The sequence below is a fragment of the Dermatophilaceae bacterium Soc4.6 genome (assembly GCA_039889245.1).
Classification (GTDB): Bacteria; Actinomycetota; Actinomycetes; order Actinomycetales; family Dermatophilaceae; genus Lapillicoccus.
In genome coordinates, this window is the sequence record JAZGVH010000002.1 from 663,714 (window position 1) to 680,941 (window position 17,228).

General features: G+C 72.2%; 19 protein-coding genes. All 19 read right to left on the reverse strand.

All coding sequences use genetic code 11. The annotated features are described in order from the left end of the window. Positions 1 to 71: 71 nt before the first annotated feature. Positions 72 to 377 (reverse strand): DUF2469 domain-containing protein, encoded by a 306-nt coding sequence (locus V3N99_03175; GenBank protein ID MEO3935741.1) that lies wholly within the window; start codon positions 375 to 377, stop codon positions 72 to 74. Then, positions 374 to 1,180, reverse strand: coding sequence for a ribonuclease HII (locus V3N99_03180; GenBank protein ID MEO3935742.1), 807 nt, complete (start codon positions 1,178 to 1,180; stop codon positions 374 to 376). Before V3N99_03180 ends, V3N99_03175 begins: the two co-directional genes overlap by 4 nt. Then, positions 1,177 to 2,082, reverse strand: coding sequence for a signal peptidase I (gene lepB / locus V3N99_03185; protein ID MEO3935743.1), 906 nt, complete (start codon positions 2,080 to 2,082; stop codon positions 1,177 to 1,179). The genes V3N99_03180 and lepB (V3N99_03185) overlap by 4 nt, the downstream gene beginning before the upstream one ends. Before the next feature lie 2 nt (positions 2,083 to 2,084). Beyond that, a complete protein-coding gene (lepB, locus tag V3N99_03190; GenBank protein ID MEO3935744.1) occupies positions 2,085 to 2,702 on the reverse strand; it encodes a signal peptidase I in 618 nt (205 codons plus the stop codon). A gap of 119 nt (positions 2,703 to 2,821) precedes the next feature. Continuing rightward, on the reverse strand, positions 2,822 to 3,205 hold the full coding sequence (rplS, locus tag V3N99_03195) for a 50S ribosomal protein L19 (protein MEO3935745.1): 384 nt from the start codon (positions 3,203 to 3,205) through the stop codon (positions 2,822 to 2,824). A 233-nt stretch (positions 3,206 to 3,438) separates the two neighbouring features. Continuing rightward, positions 3,439 to 4,635 (reverse strand): tRNA (guanosine(37)-N1)-methyltransferase TrmD, encoded by a 1,197-nt coding sequence (gene trmD, locus V3N99_03200; protein MEO3935746.1) that lies wholly within the window; start codon positions 4,633 to 4,635, stop codon positions 3,439 to 3,441. A gap of 11 nt (positions 4,636 to 4,646) precedes the next feature. Then, positions 4,647 to 5,195 carry a ribosome maturation factor RimM gene (gene rimM, locus V3N99_03205; protein MEO3935747.1) on the reverse strand — a complete coding sequence of 183 codons (549 nt, stop codon included), beginning with the start codon at positions 5,193 to 5,195 and terminating at the stop codon, positions 4,647 to 4,649. A gap of 134 nt (positions 5,196 to 5,329) precedes the next feature. Beyond that, positions 5,330 to 5,569 (reverse strand): RNA-binding protein, encoded by a 240-nt coding sequence (locus V3N99_03210; GenBank protein ID MEO3935748.1) that lies wholly within the window; start codon positions 5,567 to 5,569, stop codon positions 5,330 to 5,332. A gap of 2 nt (positions 5,570 to 5,571) precedes the next feature. Beyond that, on the reverse strand, positions 5,572 to 6,123 hold the full coding sequence (rpsP, locus tag V3N99_03215) for a 30S ribosomal protein S16 (GenBank protein MEO3935749.1): 552 nt from the start codon (positions 6,121 to 6,123) through the stop codon (positions 5,572 to 5,574). 178 nt (positions 6,124 to 6,301) lie between these two features. Next, positions 6,302 to 6,763 carry an Rrf2 family transcriptional regulator gene (locus V3N99_03220; protein MEO3935750.1) on the reverse strand — a complete coding sequence of 154 codons (462 nt, stop codon included), beginning with the start codon at positions 6,761 to 6,763 and terminating at the stop codon, positions 6,302 to 6,304. Positions 6,764 to 6,825: 62 nt separating this feature from the next. Beyond that, the gene (locus V3N99_03225) at positions 6,826 to 7,896 is read right to left on the reverse strand and encodes a TOBE-like domain-containing protein (GenBank protein ID MEO3935751.1); all 1,071 of its coding nucleotides are present in this window, start codon (positions 7,894 to 7,896) and stop codon (positions 6,826 to 6,828) included. Beyond that, on the reverse strand, positions 7,893 to 8,699 hold the full coding sequence (gene cysW, locus V3N99_03230) for a sulfate ABC transporter permease subunit CysW (GenBank protein ID MEO3935752.1): 807 nt from the start codon (positions 8,697 to 8,699) through the stop codon (positions 7,893 to 7,895). The genes V3N99_03225 and cysW overlap by 4 nt, the downstream gene beginning before the upstream one ends. After that, positions 8,696 to 9,565, reverse strand: coding sequence for a sulfate ABC transporter permease subunit CysT (cysT, locus tag V3N99_03235; GenBank protein MEO3935753.1), 870 nt, complete (start codon positions 9,563 to 9,565; stop codon positions 8,696 to 8,698). Before cysT ends, cysW begins: the two co-directional genes overlap by 4 nt. A gap of 8 nt (positions 9,566 to 9,573) precedes the next feature. Further along, a complete protein-coding gene (locus tag V3N99_03240) occupies positions 9,574 to 10,629 on the reverse strand; it encodes a sulfate ABC transporter substrate-binding protein (GenBank protein ID MEO3935754.1) in 1,056 nt (351 codons plus the stop codon). A 121-nt stretch (positions 10,630 to 10,750) separates the two neighbouring features. Beyond that, entirely contained in the window at positions 10,751 to 11,647 is an 897-nt protein-coding gene (locus tag V3N99_03245) for a GNAT family protein (GenBank protein MEO3935755.1), read from the reverse strand. Beyond that, positions 11,644 to 12,732, reverse strand: a complete 1,089-nt coding sequence (locus tag V3N99_03250) for an amidohydrolase family protein (protein MEO3935756.1) — start codon at positions 12,730 to 12,732, stop codon at positions 11,644 to 11,646. Before V3N99_03250 ends, V3N99_03245 begins: the two co-directional genes overlap by 4 nt. A gap of 10 nt (positions 12,733 to 12,742) precedes the next feature. Then, positions 12,743 to 13,006 (reverse strand): hypothetical protein, encoded by a 264-nt coding sequence (locus V3N99_03255; GenBank protein MEO3935757.1) that lies wholly within the window; start codon positions 13,004 to 13,006, stop codon positions 12,743 to 12,745. Positions 13,007 to 13,022: 16 nt separating this feature from the next. Further along, a complete protein-coding gene (ffh, locus tag V3N99_03260; GenBank protein ID MEO3935758.1) occupies positions 13,023 to 14,633 on the reverse strand; it encodes a signal recognition particle protein in 1,611 nt (536 codons plus the stop codon). Between the two features lie 198 nt (positions 14,634 to 14,831). Continuing rightward, positions 14,832 to 17,198, reverse strand: a complete 2,367-nt coding sequence (locus V3N99_03265) for a [protein-PII] uridylyltransferase (GenBank protein MEO3935759.1) — start codon at positions 17,196 to 17,198, stop codon at positions 14,832 to 14,834. Positions 17,199 to 17,228: the final 30 nt, after the last annotated feature.

Below are 17,228 nucleotides of genomic sequence, written 5' to 3' on the forward strand. Positions count from 1 at the left end.
ACCCTGTGGACGAGCTCAGGACCCCCGGGGGTTGGGGACCGACCAGCCCGGCCGGCGGCGGAAGGTCAGGTTCAGGAGGGCAGCTCGAGGTCGCTCTTGGGCAGCTCCTCGATGTTGACGTCCTTGAAGGTCACGACGCGCACGTTCTTGACGAACCGGGCCGGTCGGTAGATGTCCCACACCCAGGCATCACTCATGGTCACGTCGAAGAAGACCTCCCCGCCGTCGGAGCGCACCTTCATCTCGACCGAGTTGCACAGGTAGAAGCGCCGCTCGGTCTCGACGACGTGGGTGAACAGCCCCACGACGTCGCGGTACTCGCGATAGAGCTGCAGCTCCATCTCGGTCTCGTACTTCTCGAGGTCCTCGCTACTCATGACCGGCTCTTGACCTCTTCGTGTCGACTGTGGCGTGGCCCACTCGCCTGCTCGACGGTGGCCACCGGGGAAGGTGCGGGGGGCAGCCCCGGGAGGCCGTCACCAAGTTCTACCACCTGGGTGGCTGCTCGCTCCGGCAGGCGCCACGACAGCCGGTGGTGGGCACTCGGACCGTGCTCGCGCAGCGCCGCCATGTGGTCGGGCGCGGCATACCCCTTGTTGACCTCCCAGCCGTAGGACGGGTGGTCGCGGTGGTGGCCCACCATCAGGGCATCGCGTTCGACCTTCGCCAGCACCGACGCCGCCGCCACCGACGAGCAGGTCAGATCGGCCTTGACGATCGTGGTCACGGGCGGCACGCGGGGACCGTCGTCGTCGGTGAAGGCGAAGAGACCGACCCCGCCCGGCGGGGTGAGCCAGTCGTGGTTGCCGTCGAGGATCACGAGGTCGGGCACGACCCCCGTCGCGGCGATCGCCTCGAGGGCCCGCAGCCCGGCCAGGCGCAGGCCACCCATGATGCCTCGCTCGTCGATCTCGGTCGGCGACGCATGACCGACGGCGTAGGCCAGGGCCCAGCGACGCAGGGGCGCCACCATGGAGACTCGGCGGGCCGGGGTGAGCAGCTTGGAGTCCTTGACCCCTGGGGGGGCCGACCGGCAGGTCTCGTCGACGACGACGACCCCGACGCTGACCGGCCCGGCGAGCGCACCACGCCCGACCTCGTCCACCCCGGCGAGCACGCGGTGACCCGAGCGCTGGAACGACCGCTCCACCCGCAGCGACGGTCGCCGACCCGCGCTCACGGCGCCGACGACACCGAGGGCTTGGGGGTGCTGCTCGGCGACAGGTTGGGGATCTTGGCGTAGATGCCCGACGGGACCGACAACCACCGCACGTGGTCGATGGGCCAGACGATGGTCACGGCGCGGCCGGTGATGTCGGCGATCGGCACCGAGCCCTTCGCTCCCGTGCCGTCGTCGTGGAAGCGGCTGTCGGCGGAGTCACCGCGGTGGTCGCCCATCACCCACACCCGGCCCGCTGGCACGGTGATGTCGAAGGGCGTGAAGTTGCCGTTCGGCACGTCGCCGGTCTTGACGTAGGTCTCGGTGATGGGCGCCCCGTTGACCGTGATCCTGCCGCCACCGGCGGGACCCACGATGTGGTCACCGGGCAGTCCGATGACGCGCTTGATGAGGTGGTCGTCGGACTCGTCGGGCAGCAGGCCGATGAACTGCAGCCCACGGTGGACGGTACCGCGCAGCCCCGGCTGGTCGACGGTCGGCACGGCGGGCAGCCAGTGGTCGGGGTCCTGGAAGACGACGATGTCACCGCGCTGCAGGTCGACCGGCCCGGGGGTGAGCTTGCTGACGATCACCCGGTCGTCCTTGACGAGGGTGTTCTCCATCGAGGCCGACGGGATGTAGAACGCCTGGATCAGCCACGTCTTGACCACGAACGACAGGACGACGGCCATCACCGCGATGATGAGGATCTCGCGCAGCCCACCGAGGATGTTGTCGATGAGACCGGCGAAACCGCCGCCCTCGCGGCCGGGGTCGTCGAGGTCGGACTCGTCCAGATCGTCGTCGTCGTAGCCCTGCGGACCGTCCAGCTCGGTGCCCTGCGGCTCGTCCACCCCGAGGGTCGTGGCGAGCCGCCGGCCCTCCGGGTCGCGGGCGTCGGGTTCGTGGGTCTCGTGCGGCATCGTCAGGGACCAGCTCCGGGCGCAGGGATGGTGGACAGGGGACCGGGCCCGCCGAGACTGCCCAGCCGACCGAGCGGCCAGTATCGCACCGACACCTGACCGATCACGTCACCGAGGTCGACCATGCCGCCTCCGGGGAGCCCGAGGTAGGACCGTGAGTCGCTGGAGGTGCTGCGGTGGTCGCCCATCACCCAGATCGCCCCGGCGGGCACGATCACGTCGAAGGTGACGCTGCTCGGGGCGTCTCCACCGAAGACGTAGGGCTCGTCGACCGGCACACCGTTGACCACCAGCTTGCCTGCAGAGCAGCAGGTCACCCGGTCGCCCGGCAGGCCGACGACCCGCTTGACGTAGTCGGTGCCCGAGTCGAGGCTCAGGGCGCCCACCACCGAGCGGGCCAGGCGGGCCAGCTGCCCGCCGTCACCCTCCCCGAGGAAGGCGTGTCGGCCGTCGAAGACGACGATGTCGCCGCGGTGGAGGTCGGCGCCGTGCACGAGGCGGTTGACGAGCACCCGCTCACCGGGCTCGATGGTCGGCTGCATGGAGCCCGTGGGCACGGCGAACGACTGCACCAGCAGGCTGCGCACGAGCACGACGACCACCACCGCGGCCACGCCCACGAGCCACAGGGACCGCCGACGCCTGCCCCTGCCGGACCGGCCGGCAGCAAACCCGGAGACGCCGGACGCCGACGCGCCCACGAGGTCGTCGTGGCCGGTCGGCGTCGGGTCGATGGGTCCTACTTGGAGACCTTGGCCTTGGCACCCTTGACCGGGATGTTGTCGCGCTTCTCCTTGATCTTGGCCGCCTTGCCGCGCAGGTCGCGCAGGTAGTACAGCTTGGCGCGACGCACGTCACCGCGGGTGACGACCTCGATCTTGTCGATGATCGGCGTGTGCAGCGGGAAGGTGCGCTCCACCCCGACACCGAAGGAGACCTTGCGGACCGTGAAGGTCTCGCCGATTCCTCCACCGTGGATGCGGATGACGACGCCCTGGAACACCTGGACGCGCGAGCGGGTGCCCTCGACGACCTTGACGTGCACCTTGAGGGTGTCGCCGGCGCGGAAGGCCGGGATGTCGTCGCGCAGGGAGGCCTGGTCGACGGCGTCGAGCTTGTGCATGGGAGATTCGCTTCCTTGCGGCGCCACAGGCCACCGCGGGTTGTGGGACCGTCTGGCCCCTCGATGTCGTCTGCCGTCCGGTCGGCCTCGTGCGAGGCAGCGACGTGAACGCTGCTCGCCCTCCCCCTGTGGCAGGGGCACTCGTCTGTTGCCGGACGCAGTCCCCGATTCTGCCAGAGTGGAGGCCCCACCGGGAAATCGTGCGTGGGACGGGGTGCCGGAGCCCTCCGTCGTCAGCGGCGGCGCTTGATGAGGTCGACGGTGCCCTCGTGGCGCCCGGGGCCCGGCACGATCCGGTAGCCGGCCTTCTTGTAGGTGCGCTGGTTGCGCTCGGAGGCGACGCCGGTGTTGATCCACCAGGTGCGCACGGTGCCAGGAGCCGCGGCCTCGCTGTGCGCCAGGAGCGCTCGCCCGAGGCCACGACCCTGCAGGTCGGGGGCGACCATGAGCCGGCCCGTCTCCCAGGTGTGCTCGTCGCCGGGCGCGACCCGCCCCCGCACCGACCCGACCAGACGTCCCGCTGCCCGCACGACCCACGTGGTCCAGTCGCCGAAGGACGCGGTCAGGTCGTCGAGCGACTCGCGCAGGGGCGGGATCTCCCAGCTACCCGCCGCCCGCCCCTCGGGCACCCAGCAGGCCCGACCCAGCACCAGCAGCTCGGCGGCGTCGCCGGGGGTCGCCACGGAGACCGCGAGCCCAGGGACCTCGCCGAGGGCCGAGCCGTCCGCAGCCACCACCTGCGAGCCGTGCAGCAGGTCGGGCCGACGGCTCGCCGTGCGCTCCAGCCGTTGCTGGTGGCGCCAGTCGGCGATCGCCGCGTGGTTGCCCGACAGCAGCACCTCGGGCACCGTGCGCTCGCGCCACAGGGCGGGCTTGGTGTAGACGGGGTACTCCAGCAGCCCGTCCTCGTGCGACTCCTCGACGAGTGACTCGGCGTTGCCGATGACGCCGGGCACCAGCCGCGCGACGGCCTCGACGATCGCGAGGACCGCGACCTCGCCGCCGTTGAGCACGTAGTCCCCGAGCGAGACGAGGGTGACCGGCATCCGCGACGCGGCCTCCTCGACCACCCGCTCGTCGATGCCTTCGTAGCGGCCGCAGGCGAAGGCCAGCCACGGCTCCTGGGCCAGCTCACGCGCCAGGGCCTGCGTGAAGCGCACCCCCGAGGGGGCGGGCACCAGCAGCCGGGGCACACCCTCGCCCGAGGCGACGACGGCGTCGAGCGCCTCACCCCAGGGCTCGGCGCGCATGACCATCCCCGCTCCCCCACCGTATGGAGTGTCGTCCGTGCTGCGGTGCCGGTCGTGGGCGTGCTCGCGCAGGTCGTGCACCCGCACGTCGAGCAGACCCTGGGCGCGGGCCTTGCCGATGAGCGACAGGTCGATGGGGGCGAGGTAGTCGGGGAAGATCGAGACCACGTCGATGCGCATCGCGGGGCCGGTCATGCGTTGAGGTCCAGCAGCCCCAGCGGCGGGTCGATGACGATCCGGCCACCGGCGAGGTCGACGGTCGGGACGATCGCCTCGACGAAGGGGACGTAGCCGGTGTGGCCGGCGTCGAGGTCGAGGACGAGCAGGTCCTGGGCGACACCGAGCTCGAGCGCGCTCACCGTGCCCACGCGGGTGCCGTCGGTCAGGACGACCTCGAGACCGACGAGCTGGTCCTCGTAGTAGGCCTCGTCGTCGTCCGACGCCGAGGCGGCGTCACCGTGCTCACCCGTGCCGGCGACGTCGGCGACCAGCTGGGTGCCGCGCAGCGACTCGGCCCCCGTGCGGTCGGGGATCTCGTCGAACGCCAGCAGCCAGGTGCCGTTGTGCAGGCGGGCCGAGCGCAGGGTCAGGGCGCGCGGAACCCCCGTGCCGGGGGCCGCCCGGGTCTCGAAGGTCACGCCCGGCGCGAAGCGCGCCCGGGGGTCGTCCGTGTGCAGCTGCACCGTCACCTCACCCTTGAGGCTGTGGGGCTTGCCGATCCGGGCCACGACGAGGTCCATGCGGGAATCCTCCCATCTACGAGGCGCCCACCGTCACCACTGCCCCGCGGACAGCGGCGCGTGCAGGGACTCGGACGACGAAGGCCCCGCCGTCCCGGGGGACAGGCGGGGCCTCGTACGGGGTGCTGCCGGCGTCAGCGCTGGTCGGTGTCGACGATGTCGACCCGCACCTGACCGCCACCGGCCAGGGCGGACACCACCGTGCGCAGGGCGCTGGCGGTGCGCCCGGAGCGCCCGATCACGCGGCCGAGGTCCTCGGGGTGCACCCGCACCTCGAGGAGGTCGCCACGACGCAGCTCCTTGCGCTTGACGACGACGTCGTCCGTGTGGTCGACGATGCCCTTGACCAGGTGCTCGAGGGCTTCCTCCAACACCGTCAGGCTCCGGCGGTCTCGGCGGTCGCAGCCTCGACCGGAGCCTCGGCGGCAGGCGCCTCGACAGCAGCCTCGGCGGGCTGGTCGGCCGGCTTCTCAGCAGCCTTCTCGGCCTTCTCGGGGGCCTTCTCGTCGGCCTTGGGCTCGGCCTTCTTGGCCGCCTTCTTGCGCGGGGTGGTGGCCCCACCCTCGGTGGCGTCGAGCGTGGAGCCACCGGCGGCGGCGATCGCCGCGTCGTACAGCTCACGCTTGGAGCGCTTCGGGGCCGCGAAGCGCAGCGTGCCCTCGGTGCCCTCGAGGCCCTTGAACTTCTGCCAGTCACCGGTGATCTTCAGCAGGGCCTCGACCGCCTCGGTGGGCTGCGCGCCCTGGGCGAGCCAGTGCTGGGCCCGGGCGGACTCGATGATGATGACCGAGGGGTCCTCGGTGGGGTGGTACTTGCCGATCTCCTCGATGGCCCGGCCATCGCGCTTGGCGCGCGAGTCCATGACGACGACGCGGTAGAACGGTGCACGGATCTTGCCCATGCGCTTCAGGCGGATCTTGACGGCCACGTGGGTGGTCTCCCTCTTCTGTGTCGTGAGCACGGCGAGACCGGCTGGGACAGCCGGGGAGCCGAGACTCGGGCGTAGGCGTCAGCCCGCGGACGATGGCCGCGTGGTCAGACGGGTACGCAGCCTCATTCTGCCAGACCACGAGCGCCTCACCGACCAGCGACGCAGATGCGGCCGCTCAGCGGCTGCGCCACGCGTCCGGGGCGGCAGCCAGCTCAGTGACGTGGCTCGGGAGGTCTCCGCTGAGCAGGTCGGCGAGCGTGGTGTCGTCGAGCACCCGGCGCAGGCTCGCGCGCACCGCCACCCACAGGGTGGGCAGGTGCTGCGCCACCCCGTCGTAGGACGTCTCGTGCGGGCGCCGCCCGCGCACCTCGGCGAGCGGCCCGTCGACGACGCGGAAGATGTCCGCGATGCCGATCTCGGTCGCGGGGCGCGCGAGGGTGTAGCCACCGGCGGGTCCGCGCTGGCTGGTCACCAGCCCGCCGCGGCGCAGGTCACCGAGGATCGACTCGAGGAACTTGCGCGGCAGCCCCTGCTCCTGCACGAGGGCCTCGACGGACACGGGGTGGCCGTCACCCGCGTGCGCGGCCACGCTGAGCAGCGCCCTGATGGCGTAGTCGGTCTTGGCGGAGATGTCCACGCGGCCATTGTCACCCGCGCGCACCCGAGGTCGTGCAGGATCCCGTGCGGCGCCCCGACCCCTCAGACCAGCGCGGCGTCCGCGCTGCGGGAGCGGGCCGCCTCCGGGGCCGACGCGGCTGCCGCGACCGGCGGCGCCACCGCGGGCACCACGTCCGGCACCCGGGTGGCCCGGGCGTGCACCCGGTCACCCTCGAGCAGGTGCAGGTGGTCGAGCTCGCCACGGGTGATCTGGGCGACGACCTCACCGCCGGTGGTGTCGTCGACGAGCTCGACGCGCACCTCGAAGCCGAGCCGCGCGACGCGCCGCACCCGGCCGACGGTGGCGAGGTCGTTCGCCGCGGGGGCGGGCTCGTCCTCGGCCAGGCGGGTGAGCACGATGTCGTGCGGTCGGACCAGGTGCCCACCGACGGTGGACACCTGACCGAGGAACGACATGACGAAGGTGTTGGCCGGGTGGTCGTAGAGCTCCTCGGGCGTGCCGACCTGCTCGATGCGGCCACGGTTGAGCACGGCGATGCGGTCGGAGATGTCGAGCGCCTCCTCCTGGTCGTGAGTGACCAGCACCGTCGTGACGTGCACCTCGTCGTGCAGGCGCCTCAGCCACAGGCGCAGCTCGGCCCGGACCTGTGCGTCGAGGGCGCCGAAGGGCTCGTCGAGCAGGAGCACCTCGGGGTCGACCGCGAGGGCCCGCGCCAGCGCCATGCGCTGGCGCTGACCGCCGGAGAGCTGGGCCGGGTAGCGGTGCTGGAACCCTGCGAGCCCGACGATCTCGAGCAGGTCGTCGACCTTCGTGGCGATCTCGGCCTTGGGCCGCTTGCGGATGCTGGGGCCGAAGGCCACGTTGTCGCGCACGGTCATGTGCTTGAACGCCGCGTAGTGCTGGAAGACGAAGCCGATGCCCCGCTTCTGTGGGGCCACCCCCGTGACGTCGCGGCCGCCGATGGTGATCACCCCGCTGTCGAGGTCGTCGAGGCCGCTGATGGCGCGCAGCAGGGTCGACTTGCCCGACCCGCTGGGACCGAGCAGAGCCGTCAGCGTGCCGGCGGGGATGTCGAGGGAGACGTCGTCGAGGGCGGCGAAGTCGCCGAAGCGGCGGTGGGCGTGGGCGACCGAGATCATCGGGGTGTTCATCGGGTCCTCCTGAGACGGTCGAGAACGGTCATGGCAACGAGGGTGAGCAGGGCGACGAGCATGAGCAGGGTGGCCGCCGAGTAGGCGCCGAAGGTGTTGTGGTCGTCGACGTAGCGGGCGTGGACGAGCAGGGTCAGGGTCTGGGAGACGCCGGGGAAGCCCGACGAGACCATGATCACCGCGCCGAACTCGCCGAGGGACCGGGCGATGGTGAGCACGACCCCGTAGGTCAGACCCCAGCGGATCGCCGGGAGGGTGATGCGCCAGAACGTCTGCCACCCGTTGGCGCCGAGGGTGGACGCCGCCTGCTCCTGCTCGTCGCCGATCTCGTGCAGCACCGGCTCGACCTCGCGCACGATGAAGGGCAGGGTCACGAAGATGGTGGCGAGCACCATCCCCGGCAGCCCGAAGATGACCTTGATCCCGTAGTCGTCGAGGAAGCCGAACCAGCCCCCCACCCCCCACAGCAGGATGAGCGAGACGCCCACGACGACGGGCGACAGCGCGAAGGGCAGGTCGACGACCGCCTGCAACAGGCCGCGTCCTGGGAAACGACCCCGGACGAGGGCCAGAGCCACGCCGACTCCGAAGACGACGTTCAGCGGCACGACGATCGCGACGATGAGCAGCGAGAGGTTGAGGGCAGAGATCGCGGCGGGCGTGCTGATCGACTGGATGAAGGCCCCGAGCCCGCTGCCGAACGTGCGGTAGGCGATCACCCCGATCGGCACGAGCAGCAGCACGACGACGTAGGCCAGGGCGACCGTGCGCAGCCCGATGCGGGCGCGGGTGGAGACCTTCATACGGACTTCTCCTCGAGCCGCAGGCTGCGGGCCGCGAGGACGCGCAGGACGAAGAGGGTGAGGAACGAGATGACGAGCAGCGCCACCGAGACCGCCGCGGCGTTGGCCTGCCGGTCGATCTCGATCTGCTGCTGGATGTACTGCGAGGCCATCTGCGTGTCCTTGGGGATGTTGCCCCCGATGAGCACGACCGAGCCGTACTCGCCGATGGCTCGCGCGAAGGCCAGCCCTCCCCCGCCGAGGATCGCCGGGCGCAGGGTCGGCAGGACGATCCGGCGGAAGATCGTCAGGTTACTGGCGCCGAGCGAGGCAGCCGCCTGCTCGACCTCCGTGTCGACCTCGATGAGCACCGGCTGCACCGAGCGCACCACGAACGGCAGCGTCACGAAGGTCAGGGCGATGATCAGCCCCGGCCTGGTCGAGCTGAGGTCGAGGTGGACCGGGCTGCTCGGGCCGTAGAGCCCCAGCAGCACGATCGAGGCGACGATCGTCGGCAGGGCGAAGGGCAGGTCGATCAGGGCGTTGACCAGGCCCTTGCCGCGGAAGTCGTCGCGCACGAGCACCCAGGCGACGAGGGTGCCCATGACGACGTTGATCAGGGCGACCACGACCGACACACCGATGGTCACCGCGAGGGAGCCGATGGCCGACGGCGCCGTCACGGCATCCCAGAAGCCGCCCACACCGCCGCGGAACGACGCGACGGTGAGTGCGGCCAGGGGCAGCAGCACGATGATGCTCAGCCACAGGGTGGCGATCCCGAGCGCCACCGGGCCCACGCCGCCCGTGACGGTGCGCAGGCGCCGGGTCGGGGCGCGCGGGGGCGGCGGGGCGACGGGCGGGCGGGTGAGGACGTCAGCGGTCATGGCGCCGGCTACTTCGACGCCGCGTCGTAGATCGTGGCGATCGAGCCGACGTCCTTGAGGAAGAGGGTCGAGTCGACCTTCTTCCAGCCGCCGAGGTCGTCGATCGTGTAGAGCTTGGTGGGGGTCGGGAAGCTCGAGGCGAACTGCTGGGCGACCGCCGGGTCGGTGACCCGGAAGCCCTTCTGGGCCAGGATCGTCTGCGCCGGGGCCGTGAAGAGGTAGCTGACGAACGCCTCGGCCCTGGCCACGTTGGCACCCTTGGTGGTGGAGGCGACCGGGTTGTCGATGCGGAAGGTCTGCTCGGGCACGATGTGCTCGACGGGGTCGCCGGCGCGCTCGAGGAAGAGGGCCTCGTTCTCGTAGCTGAGCAGCACGTCACCCTGCCCCTGGAGGAAGGCGTCGCTGGCCTCGCGGCCCGACTTCGGCTGGGTCTTCACGTGGTCACCGACGAGCTTGCCGACGTAGTCGAGGCCGGCCGCCGGGTTCGTCCCGCCGTCGCTCTCGGCGGCATACGGGGCCAGCAGGTTCCACTTCGCGGAGCCGGAGCTGAAGGGGTTGGGCGTGACGACCTCGATACCGGGCTTGAGCAGGTCGTCCCAGGTCCTGATGCCCTTCGGGTTGCCCTTGCGCACGACCATGGCCACGACCGAGCCGAAGGCGACCCCGTGGTGGTGGGCGGCATCGTCCCAGTCGGCGGACACCAGACCGGCCGTGACGAGCCGGGTCATGTCGGGCTCGACGGAGAAGCTGACGACGTCGGCGGCGGCGCCGGCGGCCACCTTGCGCGACTGGTCGCCGGAGGGGCCGTAGGACTGCTGGAACGCCACCCCCGCGCCTTCCGGCGTGTCGTTGAACCCGGGGATGACGGCGTCGAAGCCGACCTTGGGCACGGAGAAGGCGTAGAGGTTGAGGGTGCCGCCCGACCCGTCAGCGGCGCCGCTGGTCGCGGCGCCCCCGACGGTGTCACTGGCTCCCCCACCGCTGCACGCGGCGAGGAGGGTGGTGCAGGTAGCGGCAGCGAGGGCGACCACGCAGGGTCGGGCTCGGCGGAAGGGGTTGCTCATCGACGCTCCTGTGGGTGTTCCTGGCTATCCCCATATTTCTAGCAGGAGATACAGGAGTACAGGGACAGATCGCGCACACTGCGACCCGCCGTCCCAGATGTCGGGCACCCCTGCGCTCGGGTCAGGCGCGAGGAGACCGCGCCTCGAGCGCGAGGCGGGTGACCGCTGCGGCGTCGTACGGCTCGTCTGCGCAGCGGACCACGCAGCCCGGCTCGTCGAAACCGGCCGCCACCCAGTCGGGCGCCGTGTCGGGCGCACAGCTGACGACACCGCCGGTCACCGACGCGCGGAGCAGCCTCCACAGCAGCGCCGGGTGAGGCACCACCTGGTCGTCGTAGAAGGGCAGGCCCAGCTCGACCGCCAGGTCGGCAGCCACATGCGCCCGCTCGGCACCACCGGTGACGACCACGCCCAGTCTGCGCGGTCGTCGCTGCAGGAAGGGGCGCGACGGCCACTCGCCGGCGAGGACGGCGTAGCGGTCGTGGTCGCGCCAGCGGGCCTCCCCCGTGGTGTCGGAGAGCCAGAGGTAGCCGGGCGAGAACCCCTCGCGGGTGAAGCCGAGGCGCCGCAGGACCACGGCCGAGCGGGTGTTGCCGGGCTGCACGTTGGCCTCGAGCCGGTGCAGCCCGAGCCCGCCCTCGGCCTCGGGGGTGAAGGCGAGGTCGACGACCAGGCGCAGGCCCTGGGTGAAGAGGCCTCGGCCGGCATACGGGTCGAAGGCGTCGTAGCCGAGCGTGCCCCCGAGGAGGCGGCCGCGCACGATCGAGTTGATGTTGACCTTGCCGACGAGGCCGTGGGACCCCTCGGGGTCGCGGGCGTGCACGAGGAACGAGCGGTAGCCGTGCGACTGGTTGGCCGCGACGGTGGGCAGGACGTGGGGCTCGACGGGGTTCCACTGCTCGAGCCGGGCTCGTGATCCCTCGACCGCCCGGCGGTAGGCGGCGTCGTAGGACGCGTCGACGCTCGCGACCCACACCCGGTCGCCATCGCGCCGCAGCGGAGGCGGAGGGGTCGTCATGCCACGCGGGTGCCGCGCAGCACGATGGCGTGAGGCGACGCCAGCACCGTGACGTCGAGGCGTGGATCGGCTTGGTAGACCACGAGATCGGCGGGCGCCCCCTCCTCCAGACCGGGCCGGCCGAGCCACTCGCGGGCGCTCCAGGTCGCGGCACTGAGCGCCTCGAGAGGGGTGAGCCCGGCCGCCGTGAGCTCGAGCACCTCCTGTGCGACGAGCCCGTGCGCGAGGCTGCCCCCGGCATCGGTGCCGACGTAGACCGGCAGGCCGGCCTCGTGCGCCGCCGCCACGGTCTCGTACCGGCGGGCGTGGAGGTCGAGCATGTGGGCGTGGTAGCGGGGGAACTTCTCGCGGGCCGGCTCGGCGATGGCCGGGAAGGTCGCGATGTTGACCAGGGTCGGCACGATCGCCGTCCCCCGGGCCGCGAACGCCGCGATGGTCTCGGGATCGAGACCAGTGGCGTGCTCGATGCAGTCGATGCCGGTCGCGGCGAGGTCGTGCAGCGACTCCTCACCGAAGCAGTGCGCCGTGATGCGGGCACCCTCCTCGTGCGCTGCGGCCACCGCGGCGGCCACGGTCTCGCGCGGGAAGCTGGGGCTGAGGTCGCCCGTCTCCCGGTCGATCCAGTCGCCGACGAGCTTGACCCAGCCGTCGCCGCGTCGGGCCTGCTCGCGCACCTGGGCGACGACGTCCTCCGGGTCGACCTCGACCGCGAAGCCCCGGATGTAGCGCTTCGGCCGGGCGATGTGGCGCCCGGCCCGGATCAGGCGGGGCAGGTCGTCGCGGTCGTCGACCCAGCGGGTGTCGGCCGGTGACCCGGCGTCACGGATGAGCAGGGCTCCGGCGTCGCGGTCGGTCACGGCCTGGCGCTCCGTCGTGACCAGGTCGACCTGGCCGTGGGCGTCGAGCCCGATGTGGCAGTGGGCGTCGACGAGCCCGGGGAGGACCCAGCCGCGGATCGTCGTCGCGTCAGCGGCACCAGGGGGGCGCTCGTAGGTGATCCGGCCCTCCACCACCCAGGCCTGCGACCGCTCGTCGTGCGGCCCGGCGAGCACCGGGCCCTCGAGGTGCAGCACGTCGTACGCCATGCCTGCGACCCTAGTGGGGGCGAGCGGAGGGTTGCTCGGGTGGGCTCCGGCTGCCGTCACCGACCGAGGAGGCGCCGCACGGCGTCGTCGACCTGGGGGACGTCGACCGCGACCGTCGCCCAGCGTGGTCGGTGCCGTCGTCGTCGTGCGTCAGGCGGTTGCGCATCCCGTCGATGACCCGCCACGGCAGCCCGGGTTGAGCCGCTCGGTGGTCCGGGGCGACCCTGGTGACGTTCTCGCCCGGCTTGGTGACCAGCCGCTGCTGCTCAGCCACATGCCTCCGGACTTCCTCAGCGCCCGAGGAACTTCTCGAAGCCGGCCGGCAGGTTGGCCGGGTCGAGGTCGGGCATCTCGCCGCCCCCGGCCCCGAGGCCGAAGGCGTTCTGCCGGGCCGCGGTGCTGGCCCCGGAGGCCTTGTCGGCCGCAGCCTTCTCGTCGGCCGCGCGCTTGGCCGGGTTGCCGCTCTTGGACTTCTTGCGCCCCTGCGGGAGCTGCTTGCCGCCCTTGCGCCCGGTGCCGGGGATGCCGGGCATGCCCGGGAGGCCCCCACCGCCACCTCGGGCCAGGCTCTTCATCATCTTCTGCGCCTCGCGGAAGCGCTCGAGGAGGCTGTTCACCTCCGACACGGTGACGCCCGAGCCCCGCGCGATGCGGGCCCGACGCGAGCCGTCGATCTGCTTGGGGTGGCTGCGCTCGTACGGGGTCATCGAGCGCACCATCGCCTCGACCCGGTCGAACTCGCGCTCGTCGAGCGAGTCGAGCTGCTCGCGCATCTGCTGCATGCCCGGCATCATCTTGAGCATCGCCTTGAGCGAGCCCATCTTCTTGATGGCCGACATCTGCTGGAGGAAGTCGTCGAATGTGAAGTCCTCGGCGGCGAGGAACTTGCGGGCCATCTCGTCGGCCTGCTCGCGGTCGAACGCCTTCTCGGCCTGCTCGATGAGGGTGAGGACGTCTCCCATGTCGAGGATGCGCCCGGCCATGCGGTCGGGGTGGAAGACCTCGATGTCCTTCGTGCCCTCGCCGATGGAGGAGAACATGATGGGGCGGCCGGTGACCGTGGCCACCGAGAGAGCGGCACCACCGCGGGCGTCGCCGTCGAGCTTCGAGAGCACGACACCGGTGAAGTCGACGCCCTCCTGGAAGGCCAGGGCCGTGTCGACCGCGGCCTGGCCGATCATGGCGTCGATGACGAAGAGGACCTCGTCGGGCGAGATCGCCTCGCGGATGTCGCCGGCCTGCTTCATGAGGTCGGCGTCGACGGCGAGCCGGCCGGCGGTGTCGACGATCACGACGTCGTGCTGGCGGGCCCGGGCCTCGGCGATGCCGGCCCGCGAGACCGCCACCGGGTCGCCGTACGACCGGGTGCCCTCGCCGGTGCCCAGCACGGCGTCGTGACCACCGACGTTGCCGCGCTCGGGAGCGAAGACCGGGACCCCGGCGCGCTGGCCGGTGACCTCCAGCTGGGTGACCGCGCTCGGGCGCTGCAGGTCGGCGGCGACGAGGAGCGGCGTGTGCCCGCGCTCCTTGAGCCAGGCGCCGAGCTTGCCGGCGAAGGTCGTCTTGCCCGACCCCTGGAGCCCGGCGAGCATGATCACGGTCGGCGGGTTCTTCGCGAAGCGCAGCGTGCGGGTCTCACCGCCCAGGATGGCGACGAGCTCCTCGTTGACGATCTTGACGACCTGCTGGGCGGGGTTCAGCGCACCGCTGACCTCCTCGCCGAGGGCGCGGTCGCGCACCGCGCCGACGAAGGCGCGCACCACGGGCAGCGCGACGTCGGCGTCGAGCAGGGCGAGCCGGATGTCGCGCAGCGCCTTGTTGACGTCGGACTCGCTGAGCTTGCCCTTGCCGCGCAGGCCCTTGAAGGTCTCGGTCAGCCGGTCGGACAGTGAGTTGAACACCTGCGAATCCTAACGTTCCCCCGTGAGGGCGCCCGGGACGGAGCCACCCACGGCCCCATCCCAGCCCCTACTCGTTGCGGTGAGCGCCGCGTATGGGGCCCCGAAACGCCGAAATATCCGGCGCTCCCGCAACAAGTCGGGGCGGAGCGGGTGGGGTGGGGCCGGGGCGGGTGGGGGTCGGGATGGAGGGTGGACGGGTCAGGTTGCGCCGTCGCAGGTGTCGATGATCATCGACACCGCCTGGGCGACCCGGGCCGGGGGCAGCGAGCGCCCGCCGAACTCGGTCACGTAGAACGTGTCGAGGGCCTGCCCGGCATACGTCGCGATGTGGGCGCTGCGCACGGTGAGGCTGGCCCGGGCGAGGGTCATCCCGATCTCGTGGAGCAGCCCCGGGCGGTCGGTGGCCCGCACCTCGATCACCGTCGCGCTGTCGGACGCGTGCGAGATGACCATGGCGCGGGTCTGTCCCGGGGAGCCGGAGGACGCGCGCGAGCTGTCGGACGCCGACGACCCGCGACGGCGGGTGAGCACGGCCAGTGGCTCGCGATCACCCTCGGACAGGCGCATCAGACCCCGCACGATCGCGCCCTCGTCCGGGGTGTCGCCGCCGGGGGTCTCGACGTGCCACTCGTTGGCCGCGACGCCGTCGACGGTGCGCACCAGGGCCGAGCGCACGATGTGCCCCTGCGCGGCGAGCAGACCCGCGGTGTCGGCGAAGAGCCCGAGCCGGTCGCGGTCGTGCACCTCGATGCGGTGCGCTCCCCCGAGCGGGGTGACCACCACGTGCGGCTGCCCGATGACGATCTTGTTCTGGATCTCCTCCGAGACGGGCTCGGCGTCGCGGTGGCCCTCGACCGGTGCCGCTCCGAGCTCCATGGCCGCGCGGGCCGTGGTGACGAGCTTGTCGAGCAGGCTGGCCCGCCAGTCGGTCCACGCCGCAGGTCCGGCGGCGCTCGCGTCGGCCTCGGTGAGTGCGCGCAGCAGGTCGAGGGTGTCGACCGAACCGCCGCAGGCGTCCGAGACCGCCGCCAGGGTCTGGGGGTCCTCGCAGTCGCGCCGGGTGGCGAGGTCGATGAGGGTCAGGTGCTCGCGCACCAGCGAGACGACCAGCTCGCGGTCGGCGTCAGGCACCCCGAAGCGCCGCAGCACCGTGTCGGCGATCGGCGCCCCGGTCTCGGAGTGGTCGCGCGACCCGGCGATCTTGCCGATGTCGTGCAGCAGCGCGGCCAGCATCAGCAGGTCGGGCCGAGCCACCTCGCGCAGCAGCCCGCTGGCCCGCACCACGGTCTCGATCAGGTGCCGGTCGACCGTGTGCCGGTGCACGGCGTTGCGCTGCGGACGGCTGCGGACGGCACGCCACTGCGGGATCCAGCGCTCCACGACTCCGGCGAGGTCGAGGCCCTCCCAGACCGAGACGAGCCCGGGGCCGGTCGCCAGCAGGTCACCGAGGATCGCGAGCGCCTGATCGGGCCAGGGGTCGGGCAGCGGCGGGCAGCTGCTCGCGAGGTTGGCCAGGGTGGTCGGGGCGATGGTGACGCCGTTGCGGGCGGCGACCAGGGCCGCGCGCAGCACCAGCAGCGGGTCGGTCGACGGGTCGACGCCCGCGCCGAGCACGGCCTCCCCGTCGTGCAGGTAGAGGCCGTAGCCCAGCGGCACCAGCTTCGGGCGCCTGGGGCCGACCCGCAGGGTGCGGGCCCGCTGCGACTGCGAGGCCCGACGCAGGGTGCCGTCGAGGGCGTAGGCGATGGTGCGGGCCGACGACGAGACGTCGGTCAGCAGCAGATCCGCGTCGCTGTAGCCGAGCAGGGCCGCCGCGGCGTCGTGGTCCTCACGACCCAGCCGGTCGCGGCCGCGGCCGGTGACGACGTGGATGGCGTCGCGCACGTCGAGCAGCTGGGCATAGGCGGTGTCGACGGCTCCGTGGGGCCGGTCGGCCAGCCAGGCGGCCGTCAGAGCCCGCAGGAGGGCCATGTCGCGCAGACCCCCGCGCGCCTCCTTGAGGTCGGGCTCGATCAGGTGCGCCAGGTCGCCCTGGCGCGCGTGCCGCGCGACGATGCTCTCCTGCAGCTGGGGCAGCCGGGTGCGGGCGTTGGCGCGCCAGTCGTGACCGACGGTCGACCGGGCGGCGTTGACGACGTCCTGGTCACCAGCGACGTAGGTGATGTCGAGCAGGCCGACGGCGGCCGACAGGTCGGCGCCGGCGACGGTGCGGCACTGGTTGACCGTGCGCACGCTGTGGTCGAGCTTCACCCCCTGGTCCCAGATGGGGTACCACAGGCGATCGGCGAGGGCGTTGAGGTCCTGGCCGCTGAGCGCCCGCGTCTGGTGCAGGAGCACCAGGTCGTAGTCGCTGAGGGGCCCACCGTCGCGGCGGGCCAGGGAGCCCACGGCGGCGAGGGCGACCCCGGGGGCGACGCGCCCGTCGGTGGCGTGGCCCCACAGCTCGGTCAGCCAGGTGTGGCCGAAGTCGGCCAGGGCTACCCGCCGCACCTCGCCGGCGCCCGGAGCAGCAAAGCTCCGGGTGCCGGCGAGGTCGAGCCGTCGAGCGGTGACGTCGGTCATCATGCGTCCTCCGTCCCCTGTCGGGACTCGTCT